Genomic DNA, 14,227 nt, shown 5'->3' on the forward strand with positions numbered 1-14,227 from the left:
GGCGGCCTGACCCTCGCCCCGCTCGGCCCGGAGGGAGCGGCGACGCTCGACCGCCCCGGCCTGCGCGCCGACATCGCCGCGACCCTCCCGGCCTTGCGCGCGGGCGATCAAATCGTCGCAGTTCCGGGCCTGAAACCGCACCGGGACTGCATGTTCCGCCTCATTCCCCTGCGCCCGCCCTCGCGCCTCCATTGAACGGACAGGGCGCGAGCGTTATGTACTGGCGCAACCACGCTTGACGCGCCGACGGGCGCGATACGGGAGTTTCCATTGGGTAACGGCAAGAATCTGGTCTTCTGGGCGATCCTGTTCATCATGGTGATCGCGCTCTTCAACGTGTTCGAGAGCGGCTCGACCGCGTCGCGCAGTTCCGAACAGCCCTATTCCGCCTTCGTCGAGGCGGTGGAGAACGGCCGCGTCAGCGCCGTGAACATCGATGGGGAGCGTGTGACCTACACGCTCAACGACGGGACGACGACCTACCGCACCGTGCGCCCCTATGACGACAGCGAGCTGTTCACCGACCTGCGGGAAAGCGACGTGACCGTCGTGGCCGAGCCGCAGCAGCAGACCGGCTTCCTCGCCGTGATCGGCCCGTTCCTGCCGATCCTCCTGCTGATCGGCGTCTGGATCTTCTTCATGAACCGGATGCAGGGCGGCGGTAAGGGCGGCGCGATGGGCTTTGGCAAGTCCAAGGCGAAGCTGCTGACCGAGAAATCGGGCCGCGTCACCTTCGACGAGGTCGCGGGCATCGACGAGGCCAAGGACGAGCTGGAGGAGATCGTGGAATTCCTGCGCGACCCGCAGAAATTCTCGCGCCTCGGCGGCAAGATCCCGAAGGGCGCGCTCTTGGTCGGCCCTCCGGGCACCGGCAAGACGCTGCTCGCGCGCGCCATCGCGGGCGAGGCGGGCGTGCCCTTCTTCACCATCTCCGGCTCCGACTTCGTCGAGATGTTCGTCGGCGTGGGTGCATCCCGCGTGCGCGACATGTTCGAGCAGGCCAAGAAGAACGCGCCCTGCATCGTCTTCATCGACGAGATCGACGCCGTGGGCCGTCACCGTGGCGCCGGTTATGGCGGCGGCAATGACGAGCGGGAGCAGACGCTCAACCAGTTGCTGGTCGAGATGGACGGGTTCGAGGCCAACGAGGGCGTCATCCTGATCGCCGCGACCAACCGCCCCGACGTGCTCGACCCCGCGCTGCTGCGCCCCGGTCGCTTCGACCGGCAGGTGCAGGTCCCCAATCCCGACATCAAGGGCCGCCAGCGCATCCTCGAAGTGCACGCCCGCAAGGTGCCGCTCGGTCCCGACGTGGACCTGCGCGTGATCGCGCGCGGCACGCCCGGTTTCTCGGGCGCGGACCTCGCCAACCTCGTGAACGAAAGCGCGCTGATGGCGGCCCGCACGGGCAAGCGCTTCGTGACGATGGAGGATTTCGAGAACGCCAAGGACAAGGTGATGATGGGGGCGGAGCGCCGCTCGATGGTCATGACCGACGACGAGAAGAAGCTGACCGCCTATCACGAGGCAGGCCACGCCATCGTCGGCCTGAACGTCCCCCAGCACGATCCGATCCACAAGGCGACGATCATCCCGCGCGGCCGCGCGCTGGGTCTCGTCCTCAGCCTGCCGGAGCGGGACCAGCTGTCCGTCAGCTTCACGAAGTACACATCCATGATCGCGATGGCGATGGGCGGGCGCGTGGCCGAGGAGATCATCTTCGGCAAGGAGAACATCACCTCCGGCGCGTCCTCCGACATCAAGCAGGCGACCAAGATCGCCCGCGCGATGGTCACGCAGTTCGGCTTCTCCGAAGAGCTGGGCTATGTCGATTACGCCAACGAGCAGAACAGCTATCTGGGCAACTATGGCGGCGGCACCAACCATTCCGGTGACACCCAGAAGATGATCGACGACAAGGTCAAGCAGATCGTCGACGAGGGCTACGAGACGGCGCGCCGCATCCTCACCGAAAAGGCGGTGGAGCTGGAGCGTCTAGCCCAGGGCCTGCTGGAATACGAGACGCTGACCGGCGTGGAGATCACCCGCGTCATCAACGGGGAGCCGCCGCGCCGTGGCTCCGACGATGGCGAGGAAGGGCAGGGCGGCACGCCGTCGGTCACGGCGATCCCCAAGGTCAACAAGCCGCGCGGCGGCGATAGCGCGGGCGATCCCGAACCGCAGCCCTCCTGACCGCGGTGACGACAGCGACACGAGACTGGGATGCCGGGAGCTATGACAGCTTCCGGCATCTTCGTTTGCGGCCCGCCCGCGACCTGCTGGCACAGGTCCGCCGCGATCTGCCCGACGGGCCGGTCATGGATCTCGGCTGCGGCACGGGGGCGGCGGCTGGCCTGCTGCGGCAGGCGTTCGGCGCGCGGGCGCTGGTCGGGCTCGACGCCTCCGCCGCGATGCTCGAACAGGTTCCAGCGGGCGCCTATGACGACCTGGAACATGGCGATATCCTCGACTGGCGCCCCGCCACGCCACCCGCGCTGATCTTCTCGAACGCCGTGCTGCACTGGCTGCCGGATCATGCCGCACTCTTCGCGCATCTGGCCGGGCTGCTGGCCCCCGGTGGCTGCCTCGCCATCCAGATGCCCCGCCAGCTCGGCAACCCGTCGCACGACCTGATCTACCGCACCGCGCATGCACTCTTCCCGGATCGCTTCGACGGAAAGGTTCCCGTGCAGGTCGCCCCGCCCGCCGACACGTTCGACATGCTCGCCCCGCTTGGCACCGCGACGGTGTGGGAGACTCAATACCTCCAGCACCTGCCCGCGCCGGAGGACGGCCACCCCGTCCGCGCCTTCACGCAGTCCACCGCCGCGCGGCCCGTCCTGACGCGATTGGACGATGCCGAGACCGCGCGCTTCCTCAAGGCATACGATGCCGCGCTCGACGCCGCCTATCCGCGCCGCGCCGATGGGTCGGCGCTGATGCCCTTCCGCCGCCAGTTCGCCGTTCTCGACAGACCCTAGCGGCGGGCGCGCGCCTCCCTTAGACAGGACCGGCACGCGACCCGGAGCCAAGCACATGCCTCAGACCCCCTTCGCCCGTCCGGCCTTCGTCATGGCCTCGACCCTGTCGCTGGCTCTGATCTTCGCCCTGCTCGACGAGCTCTACGGCGCGACCCCGGGCATCCTGCACGAGGGCGGCGGGGTCGAACTCGCCTCCGCCACTCTCTATTTCGTCGGCGTCGCGCTTCGTTTGCACTTGCGCGGCCTCGCCGACTGGCAGGTGCCGGTGGCGATGCTGTTCATGGGGCTGCGCGAGCTCGATTTCGACAAGGCGTTCACATCCGAGGGCGTGTTCCAGCTGCGCCTCTATTCCGGCGACAACCCGATCTGGGAAAAGGCGATCGGTCTGGTGGTGGTGATCGTGCTGCTGGTCGCGCTCTACCGCCTCGCCCGCTACCAGCTTCCCGCCTGGGTGCGCGGCGTGCTGTCGCTGCGCCTCTGGGCCTGGACCTTCGGCATCGCCGGCTTCCTCGGGGTCGTCTCCAAGACCTTCGACGGCCTCGCGCGCAAACTGGAGCCGCTGGGCATCGAGATCAGCGAGGCCCTGTCGCGCGGCACCTCTCGCACCGAGGAGGCGCTGGAGCTGTGGCTCGCCATCCTGATCGTCCAGGTCGTCGTCCTCGCGGCGCGGAGGGACTGATGCCCGTTCTGCAAGCCACCGAGATCACGGGCCGCGTCACCTGGCTGGGCCGCGTCGCCCACCGCCCCACCGACATGCGCGCGGAGGCCGTGACCCGCGTGGACGCCACCTTCGCGGGCATCGAGGGCGAATACCATTCCGGCCTGATCCGCGAGAGCTGCTCGCGCGTGAAGACGCAGTACCCCGTCGGCACGCCCATCCGCAACGTGCGCCAGATCTCCATCCTGTCGGCGGAGGAGCTGGCCGCCACTGCCGCCGCGCTCGACCTCGACAGCCTCGCCCCCGAACTGGTCGGCGCGAATATCGTGCTCGAAGGCATCCCCGACTTCACGCTCATCCCGCCCTCCTCGCGCCTGATCTTCGCGCAAGGCGCGAGCCTCGTCGTGGACATGGAGAACGCCCCCTGCCAGTGGCCCGCGCGGGAGATCGAAGCCGCGCATCCCGGCCACGGCAAGGGCTACAAGCCGGCGGCGAAGCACCGGCGCGGCGTCACCGCCTGGGTCGAGGCGGAGGGGATGATCGCGCTTGGCGACACCGTTCGCCTCCACGTGCCGCCCCGGCGGCTCTACCCGCATCTGCCCGGCTGAGGTCTCTCCGTTTCCGATCGGCGACACGCCGTCTGCCGCAACGTCGCCAAGGCGCGCGAAATCGTCGCAATTCCGCGCCCGCCCGGCTTGCGCGTCGGCTTGAGTGCGCTCATCAGTCACGCGACCCCAAGCACCCCGAGGTTCCCCAATGGCCCACAAGACCGACATCGAGATCGCCCGCGAGGCGACCAAGCGTCCCATCCAGGAAATCGGCGAGAAGCTCGGCATTGCATGGGAACACCTGCTGCCCTTCGGCCACGACAAGGCGAAGATCTCCGAGGACTTCATCGCCAGCCTCAAGGACCGCGAGGACGGCAAGCTGATCCTCGTCACCGCGATCAACCCCACCCCAGCGGGCGAGGGCAAGACGACCACCACCGTGGGCCTGGGCGACGGGCTCAACGCCATCGGCAAGAAGGCCGCGGTCTGCATCCGCGAGGCGTCCCTCGGCCCCTGCTTCGGCATGAAGGGCGGGGCCGCGGGCGGCGGCTACGCGCAGGTCGTCCCGATGGAGGAGATGAACCTCCACTTCACCGGCGACTTCCACGCGATTACCTCCGCGCACAACCTGCTCAGCGCGATGATCGACAACCACATCTACTGGGGCAACGAGCTGGAGATCGATCAGCGCCGCGTCGTCTGGCGGCGGGTGATGGACATGAACGACCGCGCGCTGCGCGACGTCGTGACCTCGCTCGGCGGTGTCGCCAACGGCTTCCCCCGTCAGGCGGGCTTCGACATCACCGTCGCGTCCGAGGTCATGGCGATCCTGTGCCTCGCCACCGATCTCGCCGACCTTCAGCGCCGCCTCGGTGACATCATCGTCGCCTACAAGCGCGACAAGACCCCGATCTACTGCCGCGACATCAAGGCCGACGGCGCGATGACGGTGCTGCTCCAGCAGGCGATGCAGCCCAACCTCGTGCAGACGCTGGAGAACAACCCCGCCTTCGTCCATGGCGGCCCCTTCGCCAACATCGCGCATGGCTGCAACTCGGTCGTCGCCACCACCACGGCCCTGAAACTCGCCGACTACGTCGTGACCGAGGCCGGGTTCGGCGCCGATCTGGGCGCCGAGAAGTTCATGAACATCAAGTGCCGCAAGGCGGGCCTCGCCCCCTCCTGCGTCGTGGTCGTCGCGACCGTGCGCGCGATGAAGATGAACGGCGGCGTCGTCAAGGCCGATCTGGGCTCCGAAAACGTGGACGCGGTCCGCAACGGCTGCCCGAACCTCGGCCGCCATATCGAGAACGTGAAGAGCTTCGGCGTGCCCGTCGTCGTCGCCATCAACCACTTCGTCTCCGACACCGATGCGGAGGTGCAGGCGGTGAAGGATTACGTCGCGACGCAAGGCTCCGAGGCGATCCTGTGCAAGCACTGGGCCGACGGCTCCGCCGGGATCACCGACCTCGCCACCCGCGTGGCCGAGATCGCGGATGCCGACATGGCGAACTTCGCGCCGCTCTACCACGACGAGATGCCGCTCTTCGAGAAGATCGAGACGATCGCCAAGCGCATCTACCGCGCCGACGAGGTGCTGGCCGACAAGAAGGTCCGCGACCAGCTGCGCGAGTGGGAGAAGGCAGGCTTCGGCAACCTGCCGGTCTGCATGGCGAAGACGCAGTATTCCTTCTCGACCGACCCGAACCTGCGCGGCGCGCCGACCGGCCATTCCGTGCCGGTTCGGGAGGTGCGCCTCAGTGCAGGCGCAGGCTTCATCGTCGCCATCTGCGGCGAGATCATGACCATGCCCGGCCTGCCCCGCGTGCCGAGCGCCGAGGCCATCATGCTCAACGACGAAGGGCAGATCGAGGGGCTGTTCTGAGCGAGCGGAACGCACCCAGTCGCAGGCAGGCGCTCGGGACGGTCTATGCCTTCCTGCTCGGCGCCTGCCTCGCGGCTGTCGCGCTGCCCTACATGGTGGCAGCGACGCTTTGGCTGCTGTCGCAGCGCGACACGCAGTCTATCCGCTTGCTCTGGCGCGAAACGGTGCCGAGGTGGCGCGACTACATGGCGCGCTATCTGCCCCATCACGCAAGGGGTAGAGGTTGCCATGACTGAGGCGAAGCATATGAAGGGCGGACTGGCCACACCGCGAAGGAGACGCCACCCATGACCCGCCCCGCCGACTGCGCCGACATGGCAGACCTGCGCGCCGCCATCGACGCGCTCGATGCCGATCTGGTGACGCTCCTGACCCGGCGCGCCGCCTTCATCGACCGGGCGGCGGAGCTGAAGTCGCGAAACCGACTGCCCGCCCGCATCGACGACCGCGTGGAACAGGTGGTCGGCAATGTCCGCAAGCTGGCCGCGGCGCAGGGGCTGGACCCGGATCTGGTCGAGCGTCTGTGGCGGGAAATGATCGACTGGTCGATCGCGCGAGAGGAAACGGCGCTGCAAGCGTGAGGAGACCCTGAATGAGCCGTGCCGCCCTGATCGATGGCCGCGCCTTCGCGACCGACATGCTCGCCCGCACCCGTGCCGAGGCGACGACGCTCGCGCGGAAGGGCTGGACCCCGCGCCTCGTCTCGATCTGCGTCGGCAACGTCGCGGCCGCCGAGATCTACGTGCGCAACCAGAAACGCAATGCCGAGGCCGCGGGTGTGACGTTCGAGGAGCGCACCTTCGACGAGAGCATCTCGCTCGAACAACTGACCGGCGTGCTGGCCGGGCTCAACGCCGACCCGCGCGTGACCGGCATCATCATCCAGCGTCCATTGCCCGCGCATATTCCGGTCAAGGCGTTGCAAAAGGCCGTGCACCCGCTCAAGGACGTGGAGGGGATGCACCCCGCCTCCATCGGCAATATCGTCTACAACGACCTCGCGCTCGGCCCCTGCACCGCGGTGGCGGCGGTCGAGATCCTGAAATCGCTGCCTCTGGATATCGAAGGGCTGAACGTCACCGTGATCGGCCATTCCGAGATCGTGGGCAAACCCATCGCCTTCCTTCTGATGGGGCTGGGCGCGACGGTGACGGTCTGCCACCACATGACCCGCTCGGTCGCCATGCACAGCCGTGCCGCCGACGCGGTCTTCGTCGCGGTGGGGCGCCCCGGCCTCGTGACCGGCGACATGCTCAAACCTGGTGCGGCCCTGATCGACATCGGCATCAACCGCGTGGACACGCCCGACGGCCCGCGCACCGTGGGCGACGCGGATGCGGACAGCTGCGCCGAGGTCGCCGGCTGGCTGACCCCGGTGCCCGGCGGCGTCGGCCCGGTGACGGTCGCCGTGCTGATGCAGAACGCCGTCACCGCGACCCGCCTGCAAATGGAACACTACGCCGCGGCCTTCCAGGCCGAGGGCGCCTGAGCCCGAGGAGACCCCACATGACCGCCACACTCATCGACGGAAAGGCCTTCGCCGCCAAGGTCCGCGCCAAGGTCGCCGACCATGTCGCCCATCTGAAGGAGGCGCACGGCATCACCCCCGGCCTCGCCGTCGTGCTGGTGGGCGAGGATCCCGCCTCGCAGGTCTACGTGCGCAACAAGGGCAAGCAGACCCTCGAATCGGGGATGGAGAGCTTCGAGCACAAGTTGCCCGCCGACACGTCCGAGGCGGATCTGCTGGCCCTGATCGACCGGCTGAACGCCGATCCGAAGGTGCACGGCATCCTCTGCCAGCTGCCCGTTCCCGACCATATCGACGCGGACAAGGTGTTGGCCGCCATCGCGCCCGAAAAGGACGTGGACGGCTTCCACATCTCCAATGTCGGCCTGCTCGGCACCGGGCAGAAGGCGATGGTGCCCTGCACGCCGCTTGGGTGCCTGATGATGCTGCGCGACCATCTTGGCTCGCTCTCCGGGCTGAACGCCGTGGTCGTGGGGCGCTCCAACATCGTGGGCAAGCCGATGGCCCAGCTCCTGCTGCGCGACAGCGCCACCGTGACCATCGCCCACAGCCGGACCAAGGATATCGAGGAGGTCTGCCGCCGCGCCGACATCCTCGTCGCCGCCGTGGGTCGGCCCGAGATGGTGACGGGCGACTGGATCAAGCCCGGCGCGACCGTGATCGATGTCGGCATCAACCGCGTCCCGAACGGCGAGAAGACCAAACTGGTCGGCGACGTCCATTTCGACAGCGCGAAGGAGGTCGCGGGCACGATCACCCCGGTCCCCGGCGGCGTCGGCCCCATGACCATCGCGTGCTTGCTCGCCAATACCGTCACCGCCTGCTGCCGCATGAACGGATTGGCGGAGCCGGAGGGCCTGACGGCTTAAAGAGACCGGCGCATCAGCGGCCGCTTCTCCGACCGCCGCGCCACTTCCTCGAAGCCGCAGCGGTCGAACACCGTTTTGTAGCCCGTCCAGGCGAAGGCGTTGGTATAGCGCGCACTCAGCGGGTCGATCGGATAGCCCTCGACGATCCGCGCGCCTTCGCTTGCCGCCCAGTCGCAGGCGACGGTCAGCAGCGCCTCCGGCAAGCCCGCGCGCCGCGCCGCCTTGGCAATAAAGAAACAGGTTACGGACCAGACCTCGGCCTCGTCCACCGGCTTGAGGATTCGCGAGCCGTCCATCCGCGGAAACTCCCCCCGCGGCGCGATCGAGATCCAGCCCGACGGCACGCCGTCGCGATAGGCGAGCAGTCCGGTGGGCCGCTCGGCCACCAGCGCCTCCATCGCCTGCCGGTTGGCGTCGCCCTGCATCTGCCGATGCGCCTTGGCCGAATGGCGCCACAACATGCACCAGCAGCCTTCCGCACCGCCCTTGGGTCCCATCAGCGCCTCGAAATCACCCCAGCGATCCGGGGTCAGCGGATGAACCGCGACGCTCACGCCACCAGCGCCAGCGGGATCGCGTGGTGCGGCGCGCGGGTCAGACGCACGCAGGCATCGGGGCCCAGCAGCCCGCGCAGCGCGGGGGCCGAGACGCGCAGCCCACCCGTATAGGCGCCGAAGGCCGGCATGATCAGCCGCGGCGCATCCACTACGAAACAGGGCGAGGTCAGCCGCCGTCCGCGCACGGTCAGGCTCGCCTTGGGGTGGTAATGCCCGGAAATCTCCGGCCCCTCCGCCGCCCCCAGCGCGATATGGCGGAAGGTCACGTCGCCCAGCCGCCAGCTTTCCAGATGCTCGCCGCCGAAGGCCGTCGGCCCCGGATCGTGATTGCCCTCGATCCAGATCCAGCGCCGCCCGGCCATCAGCACCGTCAGCCGCCGCCGCGCCTCGGGGTGCAGACCGTCTGCAGCATCCAGATCGTCGAAACTGTCGCCGAGGCTGACGATGACCTCCGGCCCCAGCCGCTCCACCTCGTCCGACAACCGGTCGAGCGTCTGCACCGTCTCGTAGGGCGGCAGCAGCGCGCCGCCGCGCCGGGCGATCCGCTCCGACTTGCCCAGGTGCAGGTCCGAAACCACCAGCACACGGGCCGAGGCACACCACAGCGCCCCGCTCTCACGCGGCTCGAACTCCAGTCCGGCGAAGGGGAAGGCGACGCTCATCCCGAATACAAAGCAGGAACAAAGCCGCGCGGCAAGTCCCTCAGTCGAGCCGCCGCGCCGTGGTCACCGGCCCGCCGCCCTGCGCCTCGATCCGCGCGCGGGCCTCCACGATCGGCTCGTAGGTCACGGCCATCGCGTGGCCATTGGCGTGCAGCAGCCGGTCCGCATCGGCCATCACTCCGACATGGCCCTTCCAGAACACCAGATCGCCGCGCGCGAAGCCGCCATCGGGGTCGATCTCGGCCCCCATCTCGCCCTCCTGCATGTCGCTGTCACGAGGGCAGTCGCGGCCCACGCCATGCAGCGAGAGTTGCACCAGCGCCGAGCAATCCAGCCCCGACACCGTCTTGCCGCCCCACAGATAGGGCGCGCCCAGAAACGCTTCGGCCAACGCCACCCAGTCCCCGCCCGGACGCTCGGTGCCCAGATGCTGCGCGGGCACCCAGCCGCCCTGCGCGACCTCCAGCCAGCGGCCTTCCGCGCCCACGATCTCCACATCCGCCAAGAACGGCAGCATGTCGAAGGGCCGGGTCTTGAGGTCCGGCTCCGGGTAGCGATGGGTCATCAGCGCGGTCACGACATGGGTGGGCGTGCCCGGCGCATCCAGCACCGCCTGCGGCACCCAGCCGACATAGCCGTCGCGCGCGGCCTGCCCCCAGGCGAGGCCGGTCGCGTCGTCGAGGTCGTAAACCGTGAACCGCTCTCCGTGCAGAAGCTGGCTCGCCAGCCCCGCCTCCGGGTCGCGATGCGCGGTCAGCGGGGCGGAGGCGGTGGCGACCGCCATTTGCCGCCCCTCGACGAAGCGGTCGGCCTCCACCTCTCCCTTCAGATGGGCGGCGGCGAGGTCGCGGCGGGCCGGGACGCGGCGCGGGTCGAAACTCATGTGTAACGCTCCTCGATCACGTGCAGCATGGCGCGGATGCCCTGATGCGCCCCGCCCTTGGGCCGGGCGGGCTTGGCGCTGGGCGTCCAGCCATAAAGGTCGAAATGCGCGAAGCTGCCCGCGTTCTCGACGAAGCGGCGCAGGAACAGCGCCGCGGTGATCGCGCCCGCGAACCCGCCCTTGGGCGCATTGTCGAGATCGGCGATCCCCGGTTCGATCATCTCCTCGTAGGGCTCCCAGAACGGCAGCCGCCACAGCGGATCGGCCTGCGAGACCGCCGCCGCTGTCACTGCGCCCGCCAGTTCCTCGTCATCGGTGAAGAAGGGCGGCACGTCCGGCCCCAGCGCCACGCGCGCGGCCCCGGTCAGCGTCGCCATGCACAGCATCAGGTCGGGGCTTTCCTCGTCGCCGAGCGCCAGCGCGTCGGCCAGCACCAGGCGTCCTTCCGCATCGGTATTGTTGATCTCGACGCTCAGCCCCTTGCGGCTACGCAGGATGTCTCCGGGGCGGAAGGCCCCCGCCCCCACCGCGTTCTCCACCGCCGGGACCAGCAGCCGCAGCCGCACCGGCAGGTCCAGCGCCATGATCATCCGGGCGAGGCCGATCGCGTTGGCCGCCCCGCCCATGTCCTTCTTCATCAGGCCCATCGAGGCTCCGGGCTTGAGGTTCAGCCCGCCGGTGTCGAAGCACACGCCCTTGCCCACGAGCGTCACCATCGGCGCATCCGCGGGCCCCCAGCGCAGGTCGATCAGCCGGGGCGCCTCCGCCGCCGCGCGGCCCACCGTGGCGATCATCGGGAAGCCGTCCTCCAGCTCCGCCCCCGTCGTGACGGCCACCTCCGCGTCGAAGCCCCCGGCCAGATCGCGTACCGCCGCCTCGAGCGCCTCGGGTCCCATGTCGTTGGCGGGCGTGTCGATCAGCGATTGCGTCAGCAGCGCGCCGGACGCGATGGCCTCGACCCGCGCGGCATCCACGCCGTCCGGGCAGACCAGCGCCGGACGTGCGTCCGCAGGCTTCACGTAAGTGTCGAAGCGATAGGTCCCCAGCAACCAGCCGAGCGCCTCCCGGTCCGCATCGAACCCGTCCGGCGCGCTGGCGATCCGGTAGGTCCCCTTCGGCAAGCTCCCCGCTGCTCGTGCCAGATGGAACCGTCCACGTGCCCGCGCGGCCCCCTTGCCCCATCCGACGAGCGCCGATGCCACGCCGTCTGGTCCGGGCACGAGGCAGACCGCACCCAGCGACCCGGTAAAGCCCGCGGCCGCCGCCCAGTCGCGCGCCGGCGCGTCCACGGGCCAGCCCTCGGGGGCACCGCTCACGATGTGAAGGGGGATAGCCTCGCCGTCATCCGTGGCGAAGGCCGGAGTGATATCTGCCGCCATGCGTCGTGACCTCCCGTATCGTCAGAGGCGCACGATAGGCATCCCCTGCCGGAGTGTCACGGGGGGCAGGGCGGTCAGACCCCGTCGCCGCCGATGCGCACGAGGGTGAAGAGCGAATCCTCGCCCAGCCGCACCAGCCGCGCGGCGATGGCCCCGATGGCCGGTCGGTCGTCGAGCGCGATGACCTCGGTCAGATCGGTCGCGACCAGGCTCATGCGGATCAGTCCGATCCGCGTGCAGGCCCCGATCAACCCGCGGGCGAGGTCGCGCGCGTCGTCGAAACGCTCCGCCTTCACGGCGCGCTCCATCTTGGCCAGCTTGTCGGTGATTTCGTAGATCGTCTCCTCGACGAGCTCCTGGCAGCGCCGCGTCCCCACGCGTTGCTCCAGTCGCGCGACCGCCGAGGTATCGACCAGGGCGCGATCCTGCGCCGGCATCTGGATCATCTGACCCACCATCTTACCATTCCCATACTCGTTAACCTGTCGGATACGCCAACGTCTTGCAACGACTAGTCATCCGACCCACCGTCCTACCAACCCTCGGGTCCTTGATTCGTTGCTTTACGAAGCCTAACAGACCCGTAAAATTCGTGACAAAGGACCGCCGATGCACCGCGTGACCCCTCTCCCGAGCTACCTCGTCAAGCGGCTGGAGCGTTGGCGCGCCACCAATTACGCCGAGAATCGCAGCTGGTTCTCGCATCTGGCGGAACATGGCCAGCACCCGCGCACCATGTTCATCTCCTGCTGCGACAGCCGCGTCGATCCCGTGTCGATGTTCGAGGGCGAGCCGGGGGATTTCTTCATCGTGCGCAACGTCGCCAACATCGTGCCGCCCCACGCACCCGATCACGAACATCACGGCACCTCCGCCGCGATCGAGTTCGCGGTGACCGGGCTCGGCGTCAGCCATATCGTCGTGATGGGCCACTCGGGCTGCGGCGGGGTGGCGGCCTGCGACGCGCTGTGTTCGCGCACCGATGGCAAGCCGGGCAAGACCGAGGGCTTCATCGACAACTGGATCCGCATCCTCGCCCCCGCGTGGAAGAACGTGGACGCCACGGCCGACGACGCCACGCGCCTGCGCAGGCTGGAGCAGGAGGGCGTGAAGGTCAGCCTCGCCAACCTGCTGACCTTCCCCTTCGTCGCATCCGCGGTGCAGGAAGGACGCCTCGCCCTGCACGGGCTGTGGACGGATGTTGGCTCGGGCAGCGTCCACGTCTACCAGCCCGGTACGGACGACTACGCGGAACTGTAGGAGGCGGGCAGGGCCGGTAACGCGGCTCGACGCTTCGCGAACCCCGAGAGCGCGTCGGCGCACTTTTCCCGCACCGTCCCGGACCTGCTCCGGGGCCGAGCGGGGATCGCTGCCTTCTCAGCCCCCTAGCGATAGACCTCGCCATCGAAGCGCAGGATCCGCGCCCCCGCATCGCCCCAGGCGATGACGTCGCGCAGGTCCTCGTTGCCGCTCGCCGCGATCTCCAGCGCGCCCTGGCTGACCGTGTCGGCCAGCAGGCGCGGCCCCGCCTCGCCGACCTTCACGATCCAGTGGCGGCAGCCATCCGCGCCGCAATGCCGGTCGCCCTCGCCCGAGATCACCACCTCAGGTACCGTGTCGCCGTCGAGATCGGTCAAGCCAGTCGTCAGCCCATCCGCCCCGCCGATCATCATCGACACCGCGTCGAGCGCGACGACCGCCTCGCCCTCCGGCCCCGCCGCGCCGGGCACGATCCCGACGAAGCCGAATTCGTCCGCCTGCCAGGCGGTCGCCTCGGGCAGCTCGAAGATCTCGCCATAGACCAGCCCGTCCAGCGCCGACTGGTAGCTGCGCCCGTCATATTTGTGCACGACCTCCGGCTCGCCCTCCACCTGCGCGATCAGGTCCGGCAATCCCATCGAGCCGGAGCCCGCGACCCGCAGCGCGCCTTCGCCCGCCAGGATCATCTGCCAGGCGTCCTCCTCCCGCGCGATGGCCCAGACCCCGCAGACGCCGTCGCAGAACGGGCCGGGCTCGGCGAAGACGAACAGCATCGGCTGGCCCATCTCGCAGGTGGCGAACCCGAACGCATCGTCGATCTCCGCCGGTCCCGAAAGCTGGTCGAGTTCCGGCGCGAACACCTCGGCGAAACCGGCCTGCATCTCCGCGCCGAGGGTGGCATGATCCGTCGTCGCGACCACCGCTTCGCCCGGTGCGCAGGCCTGCGCCGCGCCGCTCAAAAGGACGAAGCCCAAGGCCCCGCCCATGATCCATGTCGTCCTCATGCCCGTCCCCCTC

Annotated in this window: 16 protein-coding genes; 10 read left to right on the forward strand and 6 right to left on the reverse strand. The window is 69.0% G+C overall.

Annotation, left to right across the window (positions count from 1 at the left end; genetic code table 11):
- From RX333_RS04650 to folD, 9 genes are all read left to right on the forward strand, one after another.
- The coding region (locus tag RX333_RS04650; protein ID WP_316013756.1) for a hypothetical protein at nt 1–195 on the forward strand (195 nt) is incomplete at its 5' end.
- Nucleotides 196–270: 75 nt separating this feature from the next.
- Nucleotides 271–2,193, forward strand: coding sequence for an ATP-dependent zinc metalloprotease FtsH (gene ftsH, locus RX333_RS04655; RefSeq protein ID WP_316013757.1), 1,923 nt, complete (start codon nt 271–273; stop codon nt 2,191–2,193).
- Between the two features lie 5 nt (nt 2,194–2,198).
- On the forward strand, nt 2,199–2,981 hold the full coding sequence (locus RX333_RS04660) for a methyltransferase domain-containing protein (protein WP_316013758.1): 783 nt from the start codon (nt 2,199–2,201) through the stop codon (nt 2,979–2,981).
- A gap of 55 nt (nt 2,982–3,036) precedes the next feature.
- Nucleotides 3,037–3,660, forward strand: a complete 624-nt coding sequence (locus tag RX333_RS04665; RefSeq protein ID WP_316013759.1) for a hypothetical protein — start codon at nt 3,037–3,039, stop codon at nt 3,658–3,660.
- Complete coding sequence (locus tag RX333_RS04670; protein ID WP_316013760.1) at nt 3,660–4,247, forward strand: MOSC domain-containing protein; 588 nt, start codon at nt 3,660–3,662, stop codon at nt 4,245–4,247. The genes RX333_RS04665 and RX333_RS04670 overlap by 1 nt, the downstream gene beginning before the upstream one ends.
- A 148-nt stretch (nt 4,248–4,395) precedes the next feature.
- The gene (locus tag RX333_RS04675; protein WP_316013761.1) at nt 4,396–6,072 is read left to right on the forward strand and encodes a formate--tetrahydrofolate ligase; all 1,677 of its coding nucleotides are present in this window, start codon (nt 4,396–4,398) and stop codon (nt 6,070–6,072) included.
- Nucleotides 6,073–6,359: 287 nt separating this feature from the next.
- Complete coding sequence (locus RX333_RS04680; protein ID WP_316013762.1) at nt 6,360–6,653, forward strand: chorismate mutase; 294 nt, start codon at nt 6,360–6,362, stop codon at nt 6,651–6,653.
- A gap of 11 nt (nt 6,654–6,664) precedes the next feature.
- On the forward strand, nt 6,665–7,561 hold the full coding sequence (locus RX333_RS04685; protein WP_316013763.1) for a bifunctional 5,10-methylenetetrahydrofolate dehydrogenase/5,10-methenyltetrahydrofolate cyclohydrolase: 897 nt from the start codon (nt 6,665–6,667) through the stop codon (nt 7,559–7,561).
- Nucleotides 7,562–7,578: 17 nt separating this feature from the next.
- A complete protein-coding gene (gene folD, locus RX333_RS04690) occupies nt 7,579–8,469 on the forward strand; it encodes a bifunctional methylenetetrahydrofolate dehydrogenase/methenyltetrahydrofolate cyclohydrolase FolD (protein ID WP_316013764.1) in 891 nt (296 codons plus the stop codon).
- On the opposite strand, the gene RX333_RS04695 is transcribed toward folD, so the two are convergent.
- The 5 genes from RX333_RS04695 to RX333_RS04715 form a co-directional block, all read right to left on the reverse strand.
- Nucleotides 8,466–9,023 carry a GNAT family N-acetyltransferase gene (locus RX333_RS04695; RefSeq protein ID WP_316013765.1) on the reverse strand — a complete coding sequence of 186 codons (558 nt, stop codon included), beginning with the start codon at nt 9,021–9,023 and terminating at the stop codon, nt 8,466–8,468. The two genes, folD and RX333_RS04695, sit on opposite strands and share 4 nt — an antisense overlap.
- Complete coding sequence (pdeM, locus tag RX333_RS04700; protein ID WP_316013766.1) at nt 9,020–9,688, reverse strand: ligase-associated DNA damage response endonuclease PdeM; 669 nt, start codon at nt 9,686–9,688, stop codon at nt 9,020–9,022. The genes RX333_RS04695 and pdeM overlap by 4 nt, the downstream gene beginning before the upstream one ends.
- 40 nt (nt 9,689–9,728) lie before the next feature.
- On the reverse strand, nt 9,729–10,571 hold the full coding sequence (locus RX333_RS04705; protein ID WP_316013767.1) for an NlpC/P60 family protein: 843 nt from the start codon (nt 10,569–10,571) through the stop codon (nt 9,729–9,731).
- Nucleotides 10,568–11,950 (reverse strand): leucyl aminopeptidase family protein, encoded by a 1,383-nt coding sequence (locus RX333_RS04710; RefSeq protein ID WP_316013768.1) that lies wholly within the window; start codon nt 11,948–11,950, stop codon nt 10,568–10,570. The genes RX333_RS04705 and RX333_RS04710 overlap by 4 nt, the downstream gene beginning before the upstream one ends.
- A gap of 74 nt (nt 11,951–12,024) precedes the next feature.
- Entirely contained in the window at nt 12,025–12,396 is a 372-nt protein-coding gene (locus tag RX333_RS04715) for a hypothetical protein (RefSeq protein ID WP_316013769.1), read from the reverse strand.
- A 163-nt stretch (nt 12,397–12,559) separates the two neighbouring features.
- Between RX333_RS04715 and RX333_RS04720 the strand changes: the two genes are divergently transcribed.
- Nucleotides 12,560–13,210, forward strand: a complete 651-nt coding sequence (locus RX333_RS04720) for a carbonic anhydrase (protein ID WP_316013770.1) — start codon at nt 12,560–12,562, stop codon at nt 13,208–13,210.
- 125 nt (nt 13,211–13,335) lie between these two features.
- Here RX333_RS04720 and RX333_RS04725 read toward each other — a convergent pair whose 3' ends face one another.
- Complete coding sequence (locus RX333_RS04725) at nt 13,336–14,214, reverse strand: hypothetical protein (protein ID WP_316013771.1); 879 nt, start codon at nt 14,212–14,214, stop codon at nt 13,336–13,338.
- Nucleotides 14,215–14,227: the final 13 nt, after the last annotated feature.

Source organism: Roseobacter sp. HKCCA0434, assembly GCF_032464675.1.
GTDB lineage: Bacteria > Pseudomonadota > Alphaproteobacteria > Rhodobacterales > Rhodobacteraceae > Pontivivens.